Source organism: Pseudoalteromonas sp. A757, from assembly GCF_004103285.1.
GTDB classification, from domain to species: domain Bacteria; phylum Pseudomonadota; class Gammaproteobacteria; order Enterobacterales; family Alteromonadaceae; genus Pseudoalteromonas; species Pseudoalteromonas galatheae.
In genome coordinates this window covers 81,232-99,830 of record NZ_QNQN01000060.1, presented here as the reverse complement: position 1 = coordinate 99,830, position 18,599 = coordinate 81,232, and the positions used below count along the sequence as shown (strand labels likewise).

At 42.3% G+C, this 18,599-nt stretch carries 19 protein-coding genes; 8 read left to right on the top strand and 11 right to left on the bottom strand.

The features are described 5' to 3' along the window. Positions 1–2: 2 nt before the first annotated feature. Genes DRB05_RS05615 through tmk form a run of 3 tightly spaced genes read right to left on the bottom strand, consistent with a single transcriptional unit; the run spans position 3 to position 1,892 of the window. A complete protein-coding gene (locus tag DRB05_RS05615) occupies positions 3–326 on the bottom strand; it encodes a PilZ domain-containing protein (protein ID WP_128726051.1) in 324 nt (107 codons plus the stop codon). Positions 327–337: 11 nt separating this feature from the next. After that, on the bottom strand, positions 338–1,246 hold the full coding sequence (gene holB / locus DRB05_RS05610; RefSeq protein WP_128726050.1) for a DNA polymerase III subunit delta': 909 nt from the start codon (positions 1,244–1,246) through the stop codon (positions 338–340). Continuing rightward, positions 1,239–1,892: a dTMP kinase gene (tmk, locus tag DRB05_RS05605; protein ID WP_128726049.1), complete on the bottom strand. Its 654-nt coding sequence runs from the start codon at positions 1,890–1,892 to the stop codon at positions 1,239–1,241. Before tmk ends, holB begins: the two co-directional genes overlap by 8 nt. Positions 1,893–2,128: 236 nt before the next feature. Here tmk and DRB05_RS05600 point away from each other — a divergent pair, with 236 nt between their 5' ends. From DRB05_RS05600 to DRB05_RS05590, 3 genes are all read left to right on the top strand, one after another. Continuing rightward, complete coding sequence (locus DRB05_RS05600; protein WP_128726048.1) at positions 2,129–3,316, top strand: extracellular solute-binding protein; 1,188 nt, start codon at positions 2,129–2,131, stop codon at positions 3,314–3,316. After that, on the top strand, positions 3,291–5,441 hold the full coding sequence (locus DRB05_RS05595; RefSeq protein ID WP_128726047.1) for an ATP-binding protein: 2,151 nt from the start codon (positions 3,291–3,293) through the stop codon (positions 5,439–5,441). Before DRB05_RS05600 ends, DRB05_RS05595 begins: the two co-directional genes overlap by 26 nt. Positions 5,442–5,685: 244 nt before the next feature. Continuing rightward, positions 5,686–6,129 carry a hypothetical protein gene (locus DRB05_RS05590; RefSeq protein WP_128726046.1) on the top strand — a complete coding sequence of 148 codons (444 nt, stop codon included), beginning with the start codon at positions 5,686–5,688 and terminating at the stop codon, positions 6,127–6,129. Positions 6,130–6,369: 240 nt separating this feature from the next. On the opposite strand, the gene DRB05_RS05585 is transcribed toward DRB05_RS05590, so the two are convergent. Next, complete coding sequence (locus DRB05_RS05585; protein WP_010604667.1) at positions 6,370–6,798, bottom strand: organic hydroperoxide resistance protein; 429 nt, start codon at positions 6,796–6,798, stop codon at positions 6,370–6,372. A gap of 188 nt (positions 6,799–6,986) precedes the next feature. Here DRB05_RS05585 and DRB05_RS05580 point away from each other — a divergent pair, with 188 nt between their 5' ends. Further along, complete coding sequence (locus DRB05_RS05580) at positions 6,987–7,418, top strand: MarR family transcriptional regulator (protein ID WP_128726045.1); 432 nt, start codon at positions 6,987–6,989, stop codon at positions 7,416–7,418. A gap of 19 nt (positions 7,419–7,437) precedes the next feature. Here the strand turns inward: DRB05_RS05580 and DRB05_RS05575 are convergent, their stop codons facing one another. Beyond that, positions 7,438–8,328: a LysR family transcriptional regulator gene (locus tag DRB05_RS05575; RefSeq protein ID WP_128726044.1), complete on the bottom strand. Its 891-nt coding sequence runs from the start codon at positions 8,326–8,328 to the stop codon at positions 7,438–7,440. A gap of 107 nt (positions 8,329–8,435) precedes the next feature. Between DRB05_RS05575 and DRB05_RS05570 the strand changes: the two genes are divergently transcribed. Both DRB05_RS05570 and sbcB read left to right on the top strand, forming a co-directional pair. Continuing rightward, positions 8,436–9,638 carry an MFS transporter gene (locus DRB05_RS05570; protein ID WP_128726043.1) on the top strand — a complete coding sequence of 401 codons (1,203 nt, stop codon included), beginning with the start codon at positions 8,436–8,438 and terminating at the stop codon, positions 9,636–9,638. A 316-nt stretch (positions 9,639–9,954) separates the two neighbouring features. Further along, positions 9,955–11,424, top strand: coding sequence for an exodeoxyribonuclease I (gene sbcB / locus DRB05_RS05565; protein ID WP_128726042.1), 1,470 nt, complete (start codon positions 9,955–9,957; stop codon positions 11,422–11,424). A 145-nt stretch (positions 11,425–11,569) separates the two neighbouring features. Here sbcB and DRB05_RS05560 read toward each other — a convergent pair whose 3' ends face one another. The 4 genes from DRB05_RS05560 to DRB05_RS05545 form a co-directional block, all read right to left on the bottom strand. Further along, positions 11,570–12,799 carry a lipoprotein-releasing ABC transporter permease subunit gene (locus tag DRB05_RS05560; RefSeq protein WP_128726041.1) on the bottom strand — a complete coding sequence of 410 codons (1,230 nt, stop codon included), beginning with the start codon at positions 12,797–12,799 and terminating at the stop codon, positions 11,570–11,572. After that, a complete protein-coding gene (lolD, locus tag DRB05_RS05555) occupies positions 12,792–13,481 on the bottom strand; it encodes a lipoprotein-releasing ABC transporter ATP-binding protein LolD (protein ID WP_095728963.1) in 690 nt (229 codons plus the stop codon). The genes DRB05_RS05560 and lolD overlap by 8 nt, the downstream gene beginning before the upstream one ends. Next, positions 13,474–14,673 carry a lipoprotein-releasing ABC transporter permease subunit gene (locus DRB05_RS05550; protein WP_128726040.1) on the bottom strand — a complete coding sequence of 400 codons (1,200 nt, stop codon included), beginning with the start codon at positions 14,671–14,673 and terminating at the stop codon, positions 13,474–13,476. The genes lolD and DRB05_RS05550 overlap by 8 nt, the downstream gene beginning before the upstream one ends. A 158-nt stretch (positions 14,674–14,831) precedes the next feature. Further along, a complete protein-coding gene (locus DRB05_RS05545; RefSeq protein WP_128726039.1) occupies positions 14,832–15,311 on the bottom strand; it encodes an Lrp/AsnC family transcriptional regulator in 480 nt (159 codons plus the stop codon). Positions 15,312–15,425: 114 nt separating this feature from the next. Between DRB05_RS05545 and DRB05_RS05540 the strand changes: the two genes are divergently transcribed. Then, positions 15,426–16,343, top strand: a complete 918-nt coding sequence (locus DRB05_RS05540) for a DMT family transporter (RefSeq protein WP_128726038.1) — start codon at positions 15,426–15,428, stop codon at positions 16,341–16,343. A 151-nt stretch (positions 16,344–16,494) separates the two neighbouring features. Beyond that, complete coding sequence (locus DRB05_RS22820; protein ID WP_205125720.1) at positions 16,495–16,647, top strand: hypothetical protein; 153 nt, start codon at positions 16,495–16,497, stop codon at positions 16,645–16,647. A gap of 35 nt (positions 16,648–16,682) precedes the next feature. On the opposite strand, the gene DRB05_RS05535 is transcribed toward DRB05_RS22820, so the two are convergent. Both DRB05_RS05535 and DRB05_RS05530 read right to left on the bottom strand, forming a co-directional pair. Further along, positions 16,683–16,997: a hypothetical protein gene (locus tag DRB05_RS05535; protein ID WP_010604891.1), complete on the bottom strand. Its 315-nt coding sequence runs from the start codon at positions 16,995–16,997 to the stop codon at positions 16,683–16,685. 172 nt (positions 16,998–17,169) lie between these two features. Beyond that, a complete protein-coding gene (locus tag DRB05_RS05530) occupies positions 17,170–18,474 on the bottom strand; it encodes a hemolysin family protein (RefSeq protein WP_128726037.1) in 1,305 nt (434 codons plus the stop codon). Between the last annotated feature and the right edge of the window lie 125 nt (positions 18,475–18,599).

Below are 18,599 nucleotides of genomic sequence, written 5' to 3'. Positions count from 1 at the left end.
CTCTACATGGTGTAAGTTGGTTTATCTGAATGCAAAGTCGCACCCAAAAGCTTATTTATTTTATCGTTCAGAGCTGGCGCGTCTACAAACGCAACACCAACACCCGAAGGATTAGAATTTTGTGCACCTTGCGGTGTTAACCAAGCAACCACTACGTTGACTTCGTCCGCTTCTAGAGCGTCAGGCAAGGTGACTCTGAGCTTTAATTCTTGCCCCATATCAAAATGGGCATTGGACTTGATAAATATGCCACCGGATTTCAGAAATGGCATATAACAACGATATAGCTCATCTAAATCTTCAAAATCCGCAAGTAACTCTTGCATGCGCCACCTCTTTATAGCTGTTTTTGTAAGGCAAAAAGTAAATTAGAAATACTAAGGTTTTGATTTAACCCTAACACATTTTTCTGTTCGTACATAAACCGATGTATCAAGCTCACTAAGTCTTGATACTGGGTAAAACTCAAGCCATTTCCTTGTGTCATCGCCCCTTTAAGGCGATTAAGCAAAAAACGGGCAAATACATCGCTCATTGCGCTTTGCTTTAATAAAATCTTTTCAACCATTTGCGCACTTTCTGCTGTTAATTGATTCGCCGCGTGATAAAGCGCAGTCACATCCTCAAGCACACCTTCTTGTTGCCACGCTTCGATAATAAAGGGCTGAAGAGAAAATTCATCAAACCAAGGAAAATCACAAGCGACATTTTTAGCAGCCAGCCACTGTGCAGCCTCTGCTTGATTGGGAGAGTGAATTGCCACTTTATTACAACGGCTCAAAATGGTGGCAGGTAACTTACTGTCGTCATCACTGGTAACAACCAAATAACGATTAGCATTTGGCTCTTCAAGTGTTTTTAACAGCGCATTAGCGGCTGAACGGGTCATCAGATGCGCTTGTTCAATCAACGCGACTTTATTACCGCCTTGCTGCGCAGAATGGTTCAAAAAATGCGTAATTTCTCGAATTTCATCTACCCCGATTGATTTTCCCTCAGGCACGACACTCAGTCTATCTGGGTGATTACCAGCTAAGTTCAAGTTACACGACTTACATTGCCCACAGGCAGTAAGATTTTGCGGATGTAAGCACAAAAGTGCATCTGCCAAGTGCGCCGCAAGCAGAGACTTTCCCACTCCTTTTTTACCCGATAGCAACTGAGCATGGTGCAAACGACCATTTTGCTGTGCCCGAGCAAGATAACTCAAAGCGCTGCTGTGCCAACTTGGAAGCAAATTATTCATTGCCATCCACTGTAAAGTGTTTGGCTATCAAGCTATCAAGCAGTTCAATACTTTGCTCAAGTACCTGTGCTTTACTTTGACTGGCATCAATTACAGTGAATCGTTCAGGGTCACTTTTCGCTTGAACGAGATAGCCCTCACGTGCGCGCTGCAAAAATTGTTGCTTTTCATCCTCAAGCCTATCTAGCCCCTCACCTCTTGATTTGACTCGCTTTAAGCCCTCTTCGGGATCCAAGTCCAAAATCAAATTCATGTCTGGACGAAAGCCGCCGAGCGCAAGCTGATTAATGGTTGTGATGGTGGCAAGATCTAGCCCTCTTGCATAGTGTTGAAAACTAAAAGTTGCAGCGTCAAATCGATCAGAAATAACGACTTTGCCTTGCTCGAGTGCTGGAATAATTTTTTCACGAACATGTTGAGCACGCGCGGCCCCAAACAACATAAGCTCCGTCATGTCTGTCATTTCGGGGGTTGAGGGATCTAGAATGATTTCTCTGATCTTCTCTGAGATCTCTGTTCCACCGGGTTCACGAGTCATCACAACTTCAATACCGCGTTGTTTTAAATGCGCTTCCAATCCGGCTATAACCGTCGTTTTTCCAGCGCCATTGCTGCCATCGCAGACCAGCATAAACCCTTTTTTCATAGCAAGGATGTACTCATCGTTCTTATTTGGCTGTTATTTTATCGTGTTTTAGTGAATTATTCACGACTGAAATAGAGTTGAATGGCCCAATAAATGGAATTTGTCATTCTGAAAAGAATTTAAATCAGAGAAATTTGGTCTACAATAACAAGCACATCCGATTAGTTTATGTAAGATACGCCTAATGCCGAGCAACATTAAAATGTCTTTCAGGCCCGAAAAGGAAGCGTATTGATATGCTAGGTAAAATGCTTTGCTTGGTGTTCATGTTACTTCTTTTGGTTTATAACCCAGTAAACGCCCGTGCAAATGAACGGCCAGAGATAGATGTTGCGGTTGGACTTGAGAACTTTGATTTTCAGCCATTATTTGAAGAGTTCAGTGAAAAAACGGGTATTAAAGTTAACATTCTTGCCTTTAACAACAATCAGTTGAAAAGTGAGTTATTGTTGTATGCAGATGCCTTACAGTTACCAGATGCTGTTATTATTCCCAGCGATTATATGGGATTGACGGAACTGCAATTTTCTCAGGTACCAAAGTCTTGGTTAAGCAATAAGCTCACACAGAAAGTCATTGAAAACAGCAAGGTCAATGGCGAGCTTAAGGGTGTACCAATTATGTACGGTAACCACCTAATACTCTATTACAACCGCGCACTTGCGCCACATCCAATTACCGACTTACAAAGCTACACCCAACAAACTGTTGCAGACAAACCTACGCTCGGCTGGAATTTTTATGAAATGTATTGGTTTGTGACCTTTGCGAATGCACTTCAGCCTAACCTCATCCAGGCAGGCGTACCACAGCTTGACACCAAAGCGATGCGCCTCGCAATTTCCAATTATCAATCACTTCTCAACAGTGACGTCATAGACGCTGACTGTGCTTACCAATGCTTAATGAGTCGGTTTAAAACTGGCAAGCTCGATTATTTTGTGAATGGAATTTGGGCATATCGTCAACTTAAAGATAAGCTGAAAGACGATTTAGCCATCGCGCCTTTACCAAGATGGGGAAATCATCAACTAATATCTCTCGCATCGTCTCATGTACTGGCTTTTCCTGCCAATGGCATAGACTCTAGAAAAGGTCCGTATCTAAAGCAGCTTGTTGACTTTATGCAAAGCCAAAAGATACAAGATAAACTGTGGGATGAACTCAATGCGCTGCCAGCAAACGGTGAAAGTTTGGCTGAACTTACAAAACGCGGCGACAAGGCACTTTCTCAACTGATCGCTTCTTTACAACAAACCTATCCACAACCCAATGAACCAATTATGGCCTATATTTGGGAAGCCATGTTAAAGGGACTAACACGCTATTTAGGTGGTGTGTATAGTGTCGAAGAAACGACGCAATATATGCAATTTATTGTCACAAAGTCGGGACAGAATGAAAGCAAATCGCAGCATCGTTGATGAAATAAAAAGAAAAATTACGGCATTATTCTCTCTCTTCCTCATTGTACTGGTTGCGATGGTTGGTTTTTCCCTGATGCAACAAAAGGCAACCTTAGAACAAGAAGACGTGAAACGCACTGGCGCAAGTCTTATCAACGACTTTAAAGCACAAGTCAATGAGCTGATCTATCAAGTTGCACCGTTAAGTGAAGACCATATTTTATCTACCTTACCGAACGATCTACTGTTTACTCAACACGCAGTTAAGGCGCTAACTAACTTAGTCGACAATACCGACATGGTGAAGTCTGCGTTTATCAACGACGGCTCAGTGTTTACCGTCGAGGGATATCCTTTTGATACCCTACGTTGGAACAATTCCGTATTTAGCGAGCATACAAACAAGGTTCTCTCGCAGCAGCGACGCACATTGAAAATCGACAAACTGGTTGTCCCTGTTGAAAGCCTTGAAAAGAAACCGTCGGATCAGGCCAAGCTATTTCTCGCCATTCCCCTTAGACAAAAATTATCGTCGTTAATGCGTCCTTATAAATATACAGGTGTGCTTTTCCTTGAAGTCGATCTCGGACCATTTTTAGATTCCAATCAGGAAAAAGGCTCTATCTGGTTCACCAGTCAAGACCTTGTACTTGAGGGTACACATTCATCAGATGCCACTGAAGGTGTATACCGCAGTGCTGTTTATTCACTAAAAGACGATTTTGTTGAACTTGATTTACAGCTACAACGAGAAGCCGAAGTATATAGTAACGATATTTTACGCGCGGTGTTATACATCGTGTTTATCGGGTTGATGCTAGTGGTATTACTTACCTGGTATTTACGCCGATTAGCAAAACGGTTGACCAATCCGATGCAAGCACTTGAACGTCATTGTGAACGACTGAAACGAGGGCATTACGTTTCTGCGAAAAGCGATTTTGAATTTAGAGAATTAAGAACACTTCAAATGACCCTTAACCAACTTGCGAAGCAAATCAAAGAGCAGATCAGCTCGCTTGAAAGTGAAAAAGTAAAAGCACAAAGTTCAGAGCGGGCAAAAAGTCACTTTTTGGCGAACATGAGCCACGAATTAAGAACCCCACTTAACGGCATCTATGGGGTATTTCAGTTAATGAAGCACCATAAAAGTGCAGCAGATTCCAAGGAACTAATTGCACAAGGCATGACGTCCACAGAAACATTACTTAGCCTACTCAACGACTTACTTGATTTCTCTAAAATTGAAGCTGGTGAACTAAAAATGGAGTCAGCAACGGTGGATATTAGAAATATTGTCACTGAAGTAAAGCAAGAGTTTGCCCATGCTGCAAGCACCAAGCAAATTGACCTGATTATTCAGACTGAGGACCTAGCAAACCCTTACCGATTTGGAGATTCACTGCGACTAAAGCAAATACTACGAAATTTAATATCCAATGCCGTTAAATTTACCAGTGACGGCGCGGTAACCGTTATACTTCAAGATGGCGGTAAACACCTCTCCATACGTGTAATCGATACCGGCGCAGGTATTTCTGAAATTGCGCTCAAGAAGTTATTTACTCGCTTTCAGCAAGCGGATTCATCGACCACCAGAAAATATGGTGGTACTGGGCTTGGACTTGCAATTGTTAAACAACTCGCCGAGCTAATGGATGGTCGTGTTACGGTTACGAGTAAAGAAGGCGTTGGCAGTGAGTTTAAAGTTGAGCTCGTACTCGAGATTTGCGAAGCACCTGAACAATCTATCATGCAAGACTTGCATGCTATACCCGCCTTGAAAGATAAAAACCTGCTACTCGCTGAAGATAATCCCCTAAATCAAAAAATATTTAGTGCCATGATTAAACCAACTGAAGCGAATCTTGTCATAGCTCAGGATGGTGAAGAAGCGATAGAGCTTTATCACGAATTGAAACCTGATATCTTTTTTGTCGATATTCAGATGCCAAAAAAAGATGGCCTAAAAGTATGCTCAGAAGTCAGAGAACAAGATAAAACAACTCCGCTTATTGCCGTCACAGCCAATGTAATGTCGGGAGATTTAGAAAATTATCAGCAACTTGGATTTGATAATTGCGTCGCAAAACCGATAGATATGAAAAAACTTTATGAAGTGATAAATACGATTGTGAGTTAACGGTCAATTTCGCCCCATTTTAGTTGGCTAGATGTAATAAGCTAAATTGAAGAAAGCTCACTTAGTTACAATTGAATAACATCGTAAAATTCTTATAATCCTTGTCTGAAACTAAAAAGCGCAGACATTCACCTCAGGTAAACTTCTTCTAGTGCAACATTCAATTAGCATTCAAGTCTTTATACCATCTGCATTTTTACGTGCACTAGTTTCATCGAATGTAATTTCATAGGAGTCAAAAGGAATGACAACCATTGTCTATAACGCGAAAACAGCAGAAATAGCCTGTGATAGTAGAACCACTACCGACAAGATCATCGTTACCGATAACGCTCAAAAGTGGTTTGATTATCACGGCTGGAGAGTGTTTTGCACCGGGCAAACATGCGATATATACAATTTGCAGCACAACTTTTCAAATAATCAGTTTGATACGATTGAGAGTCTGGAATTCATTAAATATCACCCCAAAAAAGGCGTTTGGTATGGTTGTGTAAAAAGGGGCACCTATAAATCCGAACCCTTAGCGCAATCTTATGCCATCGGCTCGGGCCAGCAAGCAGCGATGTTTGGTTTACTCAACGGCTATAATACAGTGGAAATCGTTGAACAAGTTAAACGTGTTGATTTTAGAACGGGTGGTGATATTCACTGCTTTAAAGTCACCGACCCTTTAGAAAACACATAAGCCAGCGTCAAAATACACTGGCTCTAACCCACTTAAGTGAGTTAACCTGAGCTTCGGATAATTAATGCCTTTCTAGCAGCCAGTTTTAACGCTAACTGCGTTGAATTCACTTCCAATAGCCAGCTATTGGTACGTAAATTCGCCTTGTTATCCTCAAAACTCTCTGGCTAGGTAAGAAGATAGTTTAAGGTGATTAAAAAACAGTTAGTTAGTTCATTCCTTATCCAAACCTCAGGCTAGTTAAATAACTGAAAGCTCAACCGCAATATTGCCACGAGTAGCATTTGAATATGGGCAAACTTCGTGAGCTTTTTCAACGAGTGACTGCGCCGTGTCTTTGTCTAAGTCGCCAACCGATACCGCCAATTTCACCGCTATCCCGAAGCCACCTTCAATTGGCCCAATAGACACTTCAGAGTTAATATGTGTGTCTTCTGGCAGCTTCACCTTTGCTTTGCCTGCCACCAATTTTAATGCGCCAATAAAACACGCCGCATAACCTGCTGCAAACAATTGCTCTGGATTAGTCCCTTGCCCATCATCACCACCTAAGCCTTTTGGTGTCGAAAGCGCAACATCAAGACGACCATCGTCAGATTTTGCCACACCTTCTCGACCACCTGTGGCAGTCGCTTTCGCCGTATATGCAATACTTTGTAGTTCTTTCATTTCGTTCTCCTAAGTTGATGCTTGTAGAGTATTCACCTACACCCTAACGCAGCGAGGCTTTACTCTAGATGAAGTAAAATCAATTCAACATTTATTTTGCACACAAAATAATAGAGTCAATTTTTTAGAATTGCAAATACTTTGCATGCAAATTAAAATATAGCTTAGCTACTTTGTAGGAATATGTGATGAACTACCCACAACTAAAACTAGACGCTCAAATCTGCCACCGCCTCTACATGGCTTCCAATGGTATTGCCCGTGCTTACCGAGCATCTTTACAAAAACTCGACCTAACCTATCCTCAATATGTGGTCATGATGGCACTTTGGGAGAAAGATGAAATCAGCATTGCAGAATTACTAGAGAAAACTGCCATCGATGGCGGTGCTATGACGCAAATCTTAAAGAAAATGACTGACAAAGCCCTGCTTTGTATCGTTAAAGACGAAAAAGATAAGCGCAAACGAGTGGTAAAACTACAAAGTAAGGGTCATGATCTGCAACATCAAGCTGCCACTATTCCCGAGCAGATCCGCTGTAAGTTTCCAAGTATCGACGAGCAAAAAGCACATGCACTTATTGGGTTACTAGATTCGATCAATGGTGATTTGGCTTAAAGTAGAAATTAAACGATAGTCATTGTAGCGCATGTTCTAAATGTGCCAAAAACGCTGATATTTTTTTAGCCAGATGCTTACGGCCAGCATAAAACGCATAAAGCACAAGGTCTTCTGGTTGCTGCTCTAGCTTAAGTGGTACTAACTCGCCTGACTTGATTTCTGCTTTACAGGAGTTCAGTGGTAAGATGGCAAATCCAACTCCAGATAGGGCGGCAGACTTGGCCATAAACCCACTGTTTACCCTGAAGTTCGATTTAACATTCACTGTCGTCAATCTTCCTTCCTTAGTGGTAAATATCCAAGGAGTACCGTTTACGGCGGTAAGGGTTGAAATACAAGGGAGAGATTGTAAATCTGCTAATCTATACGGCGAAGTATGCTTTTCTAGCAAGCTGGGAGATGCCACCACGACACTTGGTAATCGAGCCAGCTCTTTAACCACCCAATTGCTATCCTCAAGCTTGCCACGATGAAAGTAGAGCACGACATCAAAGCCATCTAAGAGGTTTTCTCTTGGACTCAGACTGGTATCACAACTTATTGATATTAATGGATGCGCAGCGCAAAAGGTTACCACTGCTTGACCAAGTATGGGGATGTCTGGCATTAAGATACGCAAATGACCCATTGGCGTAGAGGCATGTTTATTGACCTCTTGCAACGCATCCAATAGCGAATCGATTAACGGCTTGGTACTCACATAAAGCTGTTCACCCGCCTCTGTTACTGAGATCCGCCTTGTCGTTCGTTCCAACAATCTTGCATCAAGCTTTTCTTCAAGTAGTGCAATATGACGACTTACGTTGGAGGTCGGGATATCCAAAAACTCCGCCGCTTGTTTGAAGCTTAAGCATTCATAAACACAGTGGAAACTGTTAAGCCACCGAGGGTCAATCTGATCAATCATTTCGTTAGCCCAGAATATGGGTTTATCAATTCAATAACTGACACTTTATTACCTAATTAAGGCTAATACAATCAAGACTTCTTTGTTTATATCAATTAAGGATGTCTATGTTTTCAGCTTCAATAACCACCTTAGCAAGCCCAAAAGCTAAATTTGGGTTATGTTTTGTCATCCACTTTTTAATCGCATTAGATGCATTAATCATCGTGCCCTTTAGTGCAGAAATGGCGCTAAGTTCAGGTACCAACCCATCAAATTCAGGACTACTCGTTTCAGCTTATGCAATTGCCGCTGCTTTCACTTGTTTATGGGTGCGTGGTACCGGCAACCTTTCAAAGGAGAAATACAAGGTCTTCATTTTTCTGTCGGCAACCACATTGTTAACCTTGCTTACTTCAGCACTCGAGAGTTTTTATATCTTGCTTTTCGTACGTGCATTGACTGGCATCTGTGGCGGCGCATTGGTAGTACTCAATCTCAACTTGGTGATCCAGCTAAGCCATGAAAACGACAAGAAAAAAGACACCGCGATACTGCTGAGTGCTTTTCCACTCGCCTTGTCAATTGGGATCCCTGCTCTATTATTTATCACTGCAAATCAAGGCTGGCAGTTGGGGTTTATGATACTAGGAAGTGGCTTAGCCATTACAGCGCTATTATTTACATTTATATTCCTCTCAAACATAAAGCAAGCTTCGAAAAGCAGCGCTAGCAACCCAATGCCAAGCAACACATTTAACCCGACCAAAACCCTTAAATACGCTCTGTTCATCGCATTTTTTGTGGTGTTAAGTACATTTGCAATTTCAACTCAATTTCCGGTGATGCTAATTACCAACTTAAGCATCTCAAGCTCGATGCTAAGTGCATGCTATTTGTTAAGTGGTGTCTGTTCGTTTGTTGCAGTTCAGCTATACGCTCGACAAAAGCTAAACAATCACACAACCTCATACTTAATTTACTTTCTTAGTGGCTTGATGATATTGGCGACCTTGTTTGGCTTTACGATAAGCTCAGTTATTTTTGCAGCCGGACTTTTTACCCTGTTTGTGATTGCAAGCGCTACCCGCTCTATGATCTTAGTGACAGAACTTATAACCTCACTTCACGCAGAAGAGCGCAGTACCTTTATCAGTCTGCAAAATGCGATACAGCACTTTGCGATAGCCTCTGGCGGCACTATTGCAAGTTTGCTAGTCACGCCCCGCGAAAACCACACACTTAATTTTAATGTTTTGATTGTTGTCTCAACCCTATTGGTAGTCATAACGGTTGTTATGTGGAAAAACTTTCAAAGAAAGCGCTTTTAATCGCGATTTAGTAATTGAGCAACAGATAATTGGGCAGTTTGATTGTCAATAAGTGACGCAGCTTTCCCAATTACCGCTCTGATCCGTTTTAATAAGGCAATCCACTATGGTTATGCCTTACTCTAAGCGCGCCTCTATGCGATAATGCCTGTCTATCGTTAATCATATGTATCCGCATCGCGGCAAACAGCTTAGTTATCACGGTATACACACTTGTGTGAACTGATATACACATTAACTTACACAGTAGTCATACCATCACGACAAATATGATTAACCAAAACAAACAAAAACAGTAGAATAACTTTTTGATTTTATGACAAATGCAAACCAATCAGATACACCAAATAATGCCCAGAACATCCCAACTATTTTCTGGCACGACTACGAGAGCTGGGGTGCGACGCCGCAAAAAGACAGGCCAAGCCAGTTTGCTGGGATCAGAACGGATCTGGATCTCAATATTATTGGTGAGCCACTGATTGAGTATTGTCAACCAGCGCCTGACTATCTCCCGCATCCTCAGGCGTGTTTGGTTACAGGGATCACACCACAGTTAGCACTAAAAAAAGGCCTGACCGAGGCCGAGTTTATGGCAAAGATCCACGCGGAATTTGCCAAACCACAAACCTGCGTTGCTGGATATAACAGTATTCGATTTGATGATGAGCTAACCCGTTATAGCCTTTATCGTAACTTTTATGACCCCTATGAGCGTGAATGGCAAAATGGTAATAGCCGCTGGGACATCATAGATCTGGTAAGAGCCTGTTATGCGCTTCGCCCCGAAGGCATTGAATGGCCAACCAGAGAAGATGGCAATCCGAGTTTTAAACTCGAACACTTAACTGTCGCCAATGGCATTGAGCACGGTGCAGCCCACGATGCCTTGAGTGACGTTACCGCAACGATTGCGCTGGCTAAACTGATTAAAACCAAACAGCCAAAACTGTATGAGTTCTACTTTAATCACAGACATAAAAAAGCGGTGTCGAGCCTAATCGACGTTTTCAATATGCAGCCTTTAGTACACGTTTCTTCTATGTTTCCAGCACAACAAGGTTGCACCACTTGGATCGCACCGATGAGCTTTCACCCAATCAATAGTAATGCTGTGATCTGCTTTGATTTAACACAGTCGCCGGAGGTATTGAATGACCTTGACGTTGAGTCGCTCAAACAAAGGCTTTATACAAAACGCAGTGAATTGGGTGAAGATGAGCTACCAGTTGGATTAAAACTAGTACATATCAATAAATGCCCGTTGGTTGCGCCAGCTAAGACCCTCTTGCCCGAAAACGCAGCAAGGCTTGGAATTGACCGCGAGCAATGCCTGGAAAACTTAAAGTACCTTAAAGCACATCCAGAGCTAAGAGATAAGGTTGCAGAAGTCTTTAGCGATGAAAAGGGATTCGAGAAACCAAGTAATCCGGATTATCAACTCTACGATGGTTTCACTAGCAAAGCCGATAAAGCCAAATTTGCAATCATTCGCAATGCATCGCCCGAAGAGTTGGCAACCATTGAACTGGATTTTGAAGACAGTAAATTTAACACGTTGCTGTTTCGCTATCGGGCAAGAAATTGGCCGCAGTCGCTCTCACCTGCAGAGCTTGATAAATGGCGTAAATATTGCCAAAACAAGTTGATGCATAATGAAGATAACCCTTCAATTTCAGCCGAAGATTTTATGCTGGAGCTTGAAAATTTAGTCGCAGAAAATGAAGGTAATGAGCGCAATATGCAGATCTTAAAAGCCCTTTATCATTACGCTCAAAGTTTGTAATTAGCGGGTTTTCGGTCTTAGAGTGTCGACCTAAAGGCCGACCTACGGTGCGTGTGTCATGGAAAATGAGATAAGACCATGCAATGATGAATGGGCGTATCGGCCCATAGGTGTCGGCCTAAAGGCCGACCTACGGTTTTAGGTGTTACCCATTTCCCAGGACCTTGGCAGGATCCGTTTTGGTGGCTTGCCAAGCGGGATATAAGCTTGCGACGACTGCCATAACAAAAGTCGTGACTAAACTGATATAAATGTCTGTCCAAATTATTTTGCTCGGTAAGTATTCAATAAAGTAGACGCCTTCAAGCGGATTGCTATCACTCATATTGATCCAAGCTTTAAAAATATCGGGAATATTAATAGCAATAAAAATGCCGATCCCAGTGCCTAGCAATGCACCAATCCCTGCATACGTCACACCTTGTAGCGCAAAAGTCGAAAAAATCGTACTGTCCTGTGCGCCCATGGTTTTCAAAATAGCGATATCCGCCCGCTTTTCTTTTACTTCCATCACCATAGAAGAGACGATATTAAAGCTCGCTACAGCGATGATCAGAAATACCACGAGATAGACGATAGTGCGCACCATCTGAATATCTTGATACAGTCCGCCTTGCGTGCGAAACCAAGACGATACGTACACTAAATCAGGTAATGCCCTACCCGCTGATGTCGCGATTTGTTGTGCCTGAAACACATCACTCACCTTGGCACGCAAATCCGTTACTTGATCTTCTCTAAAATCCATCGCCTCTTGCAGTGCGTTAAGTGGCACTAAGGCTAATGTTTGGTCAAGTGGCCCGCCCATATCGATAAGCCCCACCACCGTCGCCGTTAATCGCTTTGGCGCAGCGAGTGGATTATCCGAATGTTTGTTAGCAATCAAGAGTTGGATATTATCGCCAGCCACGACACCAAGCTTGTCAGCTATTCCTTTGCCGATGATCACTTCACCCGGTTTTAGTGCTTTTAATTCTGCGCCTTTTATAAAATCACCTATGCTCGACACCGTACGATGCCTATTTGGTGCAATCCCTTTTAACTGCGCCGCTTTTAAGGTGCCTTTGTATTGCAGCATGGCTGTTAAGTTAATTTCGGCCGTCGCACTTACGACGCCACGCTGACTCTCCAAGATCTCTACTTTTTGCTGCCACGCTTGAATAGGGTCGTAAGGTGCTTGATAACTCACTTGCGGCACCACCGACAACAGCCGCTGCTCTAATTGTTCTTCAAAACCATTAATCACAGAAAGTGCGACTATCAATACTGCCATACCCAGCATTACACCAAGCGTAGAAGCACGGGTTAAAAAACCAATAAAACCAAGCTGACGTTTAGACTCTCTAAAGCGTTTGCTTAAAAAATAACTAAGCATGCTGATACACACCTACTTTGCCATCGTCCAGTTGCACCGCACGACCAAGCTTATCTGCCAACTCTAAGTCGTGTGTTACAACAACAAAGCTGGTTTTTAGTTGCTGATTGAGTTCAGCTAGGAGGTCATAGATCCTTAGCGCATTATGCTTATCAAGATTGCCGGTTGGTTCATCAGCTAGCACCAAATCAGGTTCTGTTACTAACGCTCTCGCTATCGCAACACGCTGTCTCTCCCCCCCAGAAAGCTCTGAAGGCTTATGATCAGCACGGTGACTCAAGCCCACTTTATCGAGCATGTGTAATGCTTTTTCGCGGGCTTGCTTTGCTTTATTACCGGCAATTAATAATGGCATCGCCACGTTTTCAACCGCACTAAACTCCATCAACAAATGATGAAACTGATAGATAAAACCCAAATGCTTATTTCTAAATTCCGCCTGCTTTTTACGTGACAGCTTGCCAACTTCCACACCTTTGATTTTTACACTGCCGGTGGACGCTTTATCCAAGGTGCCTAGAATATGCAGTAAAGTACTTTTACCTGAGCCTGAGCTACCCACAATCGCAAGCATCTCCCCTTGGGTTACAGATAAATCAACGCCTTTTAATACCGTTACCTCGGCTTTACCATCTTGGTAGCTTTTGACCAAATCTTGGCAGTCAATGACTAAATCACTCATATCTTAATACCTCTGCTGGCAGCACACTCGACGCGCGTTTAGCTGGATACAAGGTTGCTAAAAAGCTTAGCAATATGCTGCCCACTGCCATAATCGTTAAATCTGTTAGTTCTATTTTGACCGGAAGTTCAGCGCCACCAAGCAACTGAAGGCCTGCGAGGTGTAGTACCTCATTAATATTGTTCGAAAGCAATAATCCACCAACAACACCAATGAGTGTGCCAAAAACGCCGTTATACATCCCTTGCGCCATAAACACTTTTGCTATCATTTGGGGTGTAAAACCAAGCGTTTGCAAAATAGCTACTTCCCCTTGCTTCTCACTCACCATCATAGATAGCGCTGAAATGATATTAAATACAGCCACTATCACAATAAGGCCAAGTAATAGCGACATAATACGCTTTTCCATAGCGACCGCCGCAAACAATGTGCCTTGCTGAGTTTGCCAATCCTGTGTCTCTAGCCCCTGCAACAAGCTGTCCGCTTGCTGATAAAAATCTGGTAGGCTAAAAGCATCATATAAATGAATGTTAAGGTCGTATTGCTCTGGCTTCTTGCGCATTAACCGCTGCAAGCTTTTCCCATCGGCAAATGCCAAATAAGTGTCAGCTTCGCTTTGGCCATCATATATCGCAGCTACGGTGAATAAGCGCTGCGTCGGCGTACGGCCAAGCGGTGTGTAGGTGGTGAATTCAGGCATGATCACGCGGAGATGTTGACCAACGCTTACGCCAAGTTTGTTGGCTAAATAGCGACTCAGCGCCACTTGGTATTTTTGCTCATACAATCGAGTTAAGCTACCAGCACGTACGGCATCATCTAACGCCGTTTCATACCCTTGAAATAGCCCTTGAAGTTGCACGCCCACCAAATCTTGGTTGGTTTGTAGAATTACGTCACTTGCAACATATGGCGAAACTTGCTTAACCAATGGATGATTTTCAATGGCTTGTAATTTATTTTGATCAAGTTGCTCATTTTCCTTAATTTGCACATGCGGGATCAAATCAAGCATGGCGGCTTTTAAGGTTTGCTCAAAGCCATTCATCACTGAGCTGACGGTGATCAAACTCATTAAGCCAAGGGCGATACCCGCAATTGAGAAAAATGAGATAAACGATATAAATGCATTGCCTTTCGCAGCACGGCTATATCTTAACCCAACAAAGAGGCTAACTGGTTGAAACATAATCTATCTCGTAAAAAACTGCTGCACGGATATTAACATACTCAAAACCAGATTGATGGCAGGATTGCTATAAAAAGTGTGACAAACTATAAATTTGTTGACGTTTAGGTGCGTATTGCTGATCCCGTCAAAACTTTACTGTTCGCCATACTTAGCGATTACCTTTTGCGGATCTGATATGGCACGTTTCTACGTTTGACTATTGTTGATTTCACCACCGATGTGTGGGTATCACCCAGCGTGGAGACCTTATCCAAAATTTCGTCTAGCTTAGGCATACTCTCAAAACACAGCCTCACGTAAAAACAATCCTCTCCCGTCACTTTGTCACATTCAATCACTTCAGGAATGTTTTGGATCATCGCTTCGAGTTGTTTTAGTTTACCGGGATGCTGACGAATACGCACAATGGCAGCCAGCGGGTAATCAAAGCTTTCTGGGTCTAATTCAATACTGTATTTACTAATTACCCCATACTCTTCCATACGTTTCATGCGCTCATTCACACTCGGTGAAGACATATTCACAGCACGAGCCATTTCAGCAACAGACACTCGGCTGTTGTTTTCTAACAGCGCTATAAGCTTGCTATCTATCGCATCAAGCGACCATTTTTCGTTATTAATTAATTTTCGCATTTTTGCCTTTCATTTTTAGGAAATTAGAAAAATTAGCCTTTTATTGCATATTAGTAATACGGCAAACCCTAAGTAATATGCAAGTATAGAATTGAATATGACAAGGTGTGAACAATGTTTGGCTCAGATAAAGAGAAAGGTTCAATAGAGATGATAATAGCTATGGTGCTATCTGGCACCATAGGATACTTTGTCGTCAGTGCACAACAATCCTATTGGAATGTGGTATTTTTACGTTGTGTTATTGGCGCGTTGTGCCTTCTTGGATACGTGCTCGTAACAAAGCAACTAACAAAAGAGGTGTTTAAAGGTCCCGTGTTTATGACCATCTTGCTCGGCGGTATTGCGCTGGTCGGAAACTGGGTGCTGTTATTCGCCTCGTTTGACTATATTCCTTTTTCAATTTCAATCATCGCATATCATCTACAACCTTTGATGTTGGTATTATTAAGCGCGGTGCTTTATCGTCAGTACCCAAGTAAAGCAATCCTTTTATGGTTGGCCATCGCCGTGGTGGGGTTATGGTTGGTTGTGGGGATCCCGTATCAAGAAATAGTCGCGGTGATTTTTGCACAAGAGAGCAATCAAGCCGTTTTTGGTCTGCTACTGGCACTCGGAGCTGCATTTCTATATACCATCACAACGCTGATGACGAAAAAGGTGAGTCAAGTGCCATCCGGTGTAGTTGCTGTGGTCCAAATCTTTTTTGGCGGTTTATTTTTGTTGCCTTGGGTCGACTTTGCACACTTCCCAGAGACTTCATCGAGCTGGGGCAATATCTTATTCTTAGGCGTCGTCAACACAGGGTTTATGTATGTGATCATGTATGATGCGTTTCAACGCTTAAGCACCACATTAATTGCTATTCTTTCTTTTATCTATCCGGTCGTGGCGCTGTTTGTAGATTTTATTGCATTCGAGCACACGATTTCGATGCTACAAACGCTTGGGATTGTTTTAATCTTAACGGCCGTCAGCGCTGTAAAGTTCGATTGGAAGTTAGGTAAGTTATTTAACCTGAGGTTTGGATAAGGAGTGTTCCAACTCATTGTTGCTAAAGCACAACTTAGTTTTTCCTTGTCTAGCCAGAGAGTTTTAGGGAAAACACCGCTTCCGCGTCCTGCTCTCGCTAAGGTACCTACATCCTGTAGGCAAGGCGAATTTACGCACCAATAGCTGGCTATTGGAAGTGAATTCAACGCAGTTAGCGCTAAAACTGGCTGCTAGAAAGGCATTAATTATCCGCAGCTCAGGTTATTTAGCACGCCAAAGCAAAAAGTCAGTTAATTTAGCTAATTTGAACTTCAAGGAAGCACCTGTGATAAAAGCAGAGTAAAGTGCAGGTACTTTGCTCTGCTGCTGTTGACTAGCTTACTGCTCTAGGTAACAAATAACCGCTGCTTGCTTAGGGTTGCTTTGTGTATCTTCAATCAGATAGCTCGCTTTTTTACTGTTTTGGCATAAACACATGTCGTAATGACTGATCATGTAAGCATTACCAACAGCATCCTCATCCGTTTTTTGGATGCTACAGGTAGGCTCTCTCCAAATTGGATCCCAGCCGCTTTGGCCAATAGCAACAATTTTAATGTTTTGTTGAGTAACGAGTGCTTTCGCCTCTTCTACTTCTTGAGCAGATACAGACAATGCGGTGAATGCAACAAGTGCGGTGATTAGCTTTTTCATTTTATTCATCCTTAAGTATTAAGTGAAGCCGCAAAGCCTAACCTAAGGCCTTACGTTCGCCGCTATTCTATTCTGAAAAAGCTATAGGTCAAGAATATAATAATTAAAGTTTCATTAACGATTAAATTTCATCCACTATAATTTCCATATATGAAACAATCAATTAGAATCATCACAAGGTTGGCTCTTTGGTAACTTCAATTTGTTTAATGGCCAAACCTTGAATTTCCATTACTTTAAACTTAAAACCGTCAACTTCTAACGACTCGCCTTCAGCAGGAAAATGCTTTAATCTGTGGATCACAAAGCCAGCTAAAGTTTCTATGGCTTCAATCGGTTCAAACTCGTACTCAACCACCGAAGTTTGAAAGTCCTTAATCGACATATCGCCCTGCACTAACCATCGGGTGTTATCCTTTTGCCGAAATTGGGCCTCTATTGCCTGGTCGTCTTTCAGTGCAATTAAATTCAAGATGCTGGATAACGTTACCATCCCAACCACAGTCGAAAACTCATTGATCACCACCGCGCAATTGCTTTCATGACTCTTAAGTCCATCCAACGCATCGGAGAGGCTTAGGGTATCAAGCAAAATTACCGGCTTATGGAATTCTTGATGTTGACCATCCAGCAACGGCTTTTTAGCCAAAATATTGCTAAGCAGCTGCTTGGCTTCAGGCGCAGCGATCACTTTGTCTAGTGAGCCATCACACAGTAAATATTGTTGAAAACTGTGCACTTGAATTAACGCACTCAGGTTTTCTTCTGATTCTTGAACGTCTAACCATACGATTGCATCGCGGTTGATCATCGCTTGGGTAATATTAGTCTGGTTAAGATCAAGCACATTGCCAATGATATTGTATTCGTGCTCGCATAGTTCACCCTGCTCAGCACTTTGATCAACCACCGCATAAATATCATCACGCGTTACCTGTTCATCACGTTCATTTGGTAAATTGAATAGCTTTATTATCCAATCGGCAAACACGTTAAAAAGCCAGATAATCGGTTTAAAAACCCAAACACTGGCAAGCATAAGATGAATAAATCGCATCGCGATGGTTTCAGGGATGACCATGGCTATTCGTTTTGGCAATAAATCAGCAAACAATACAAATAACGATGTGATCAGTAAAAATGACACCACTGTGGATATTTGCAATAATATCGAGGCATAAGCTGTAACTTCTGCATCCATAAAGCTTGCAATCCAATTTAGTAGTTGCAAAATATAAGGGGTAAAAACCGACTCACCTATCATACCCGCTACAATAGCCAAGGCATTGAGTACCACCTGCACTGCCGCAAAAAATTGATGCGCATTGGCCTGCAAGTACAATACTTTCTTGGCTCTTATGTCACCAAGATCAAATAAGGTTTGTAATTTAACTTTGCGTGCCGCTGCCAATGATATTTCACACAGCGCGAAAACTGCACTCAAGCTAATGAGTAACAACACCCAAAAAAAGTCCACAAATACACCTAAAAAAGAAAGCGAGAATTCGACGCGATGTATACGCCTATTTTATGACTTTAGCAATGTTATTCGCTTTATAATTTTGAATTTTTATTGTTTGCTACTACTTGATTGATGGTAAG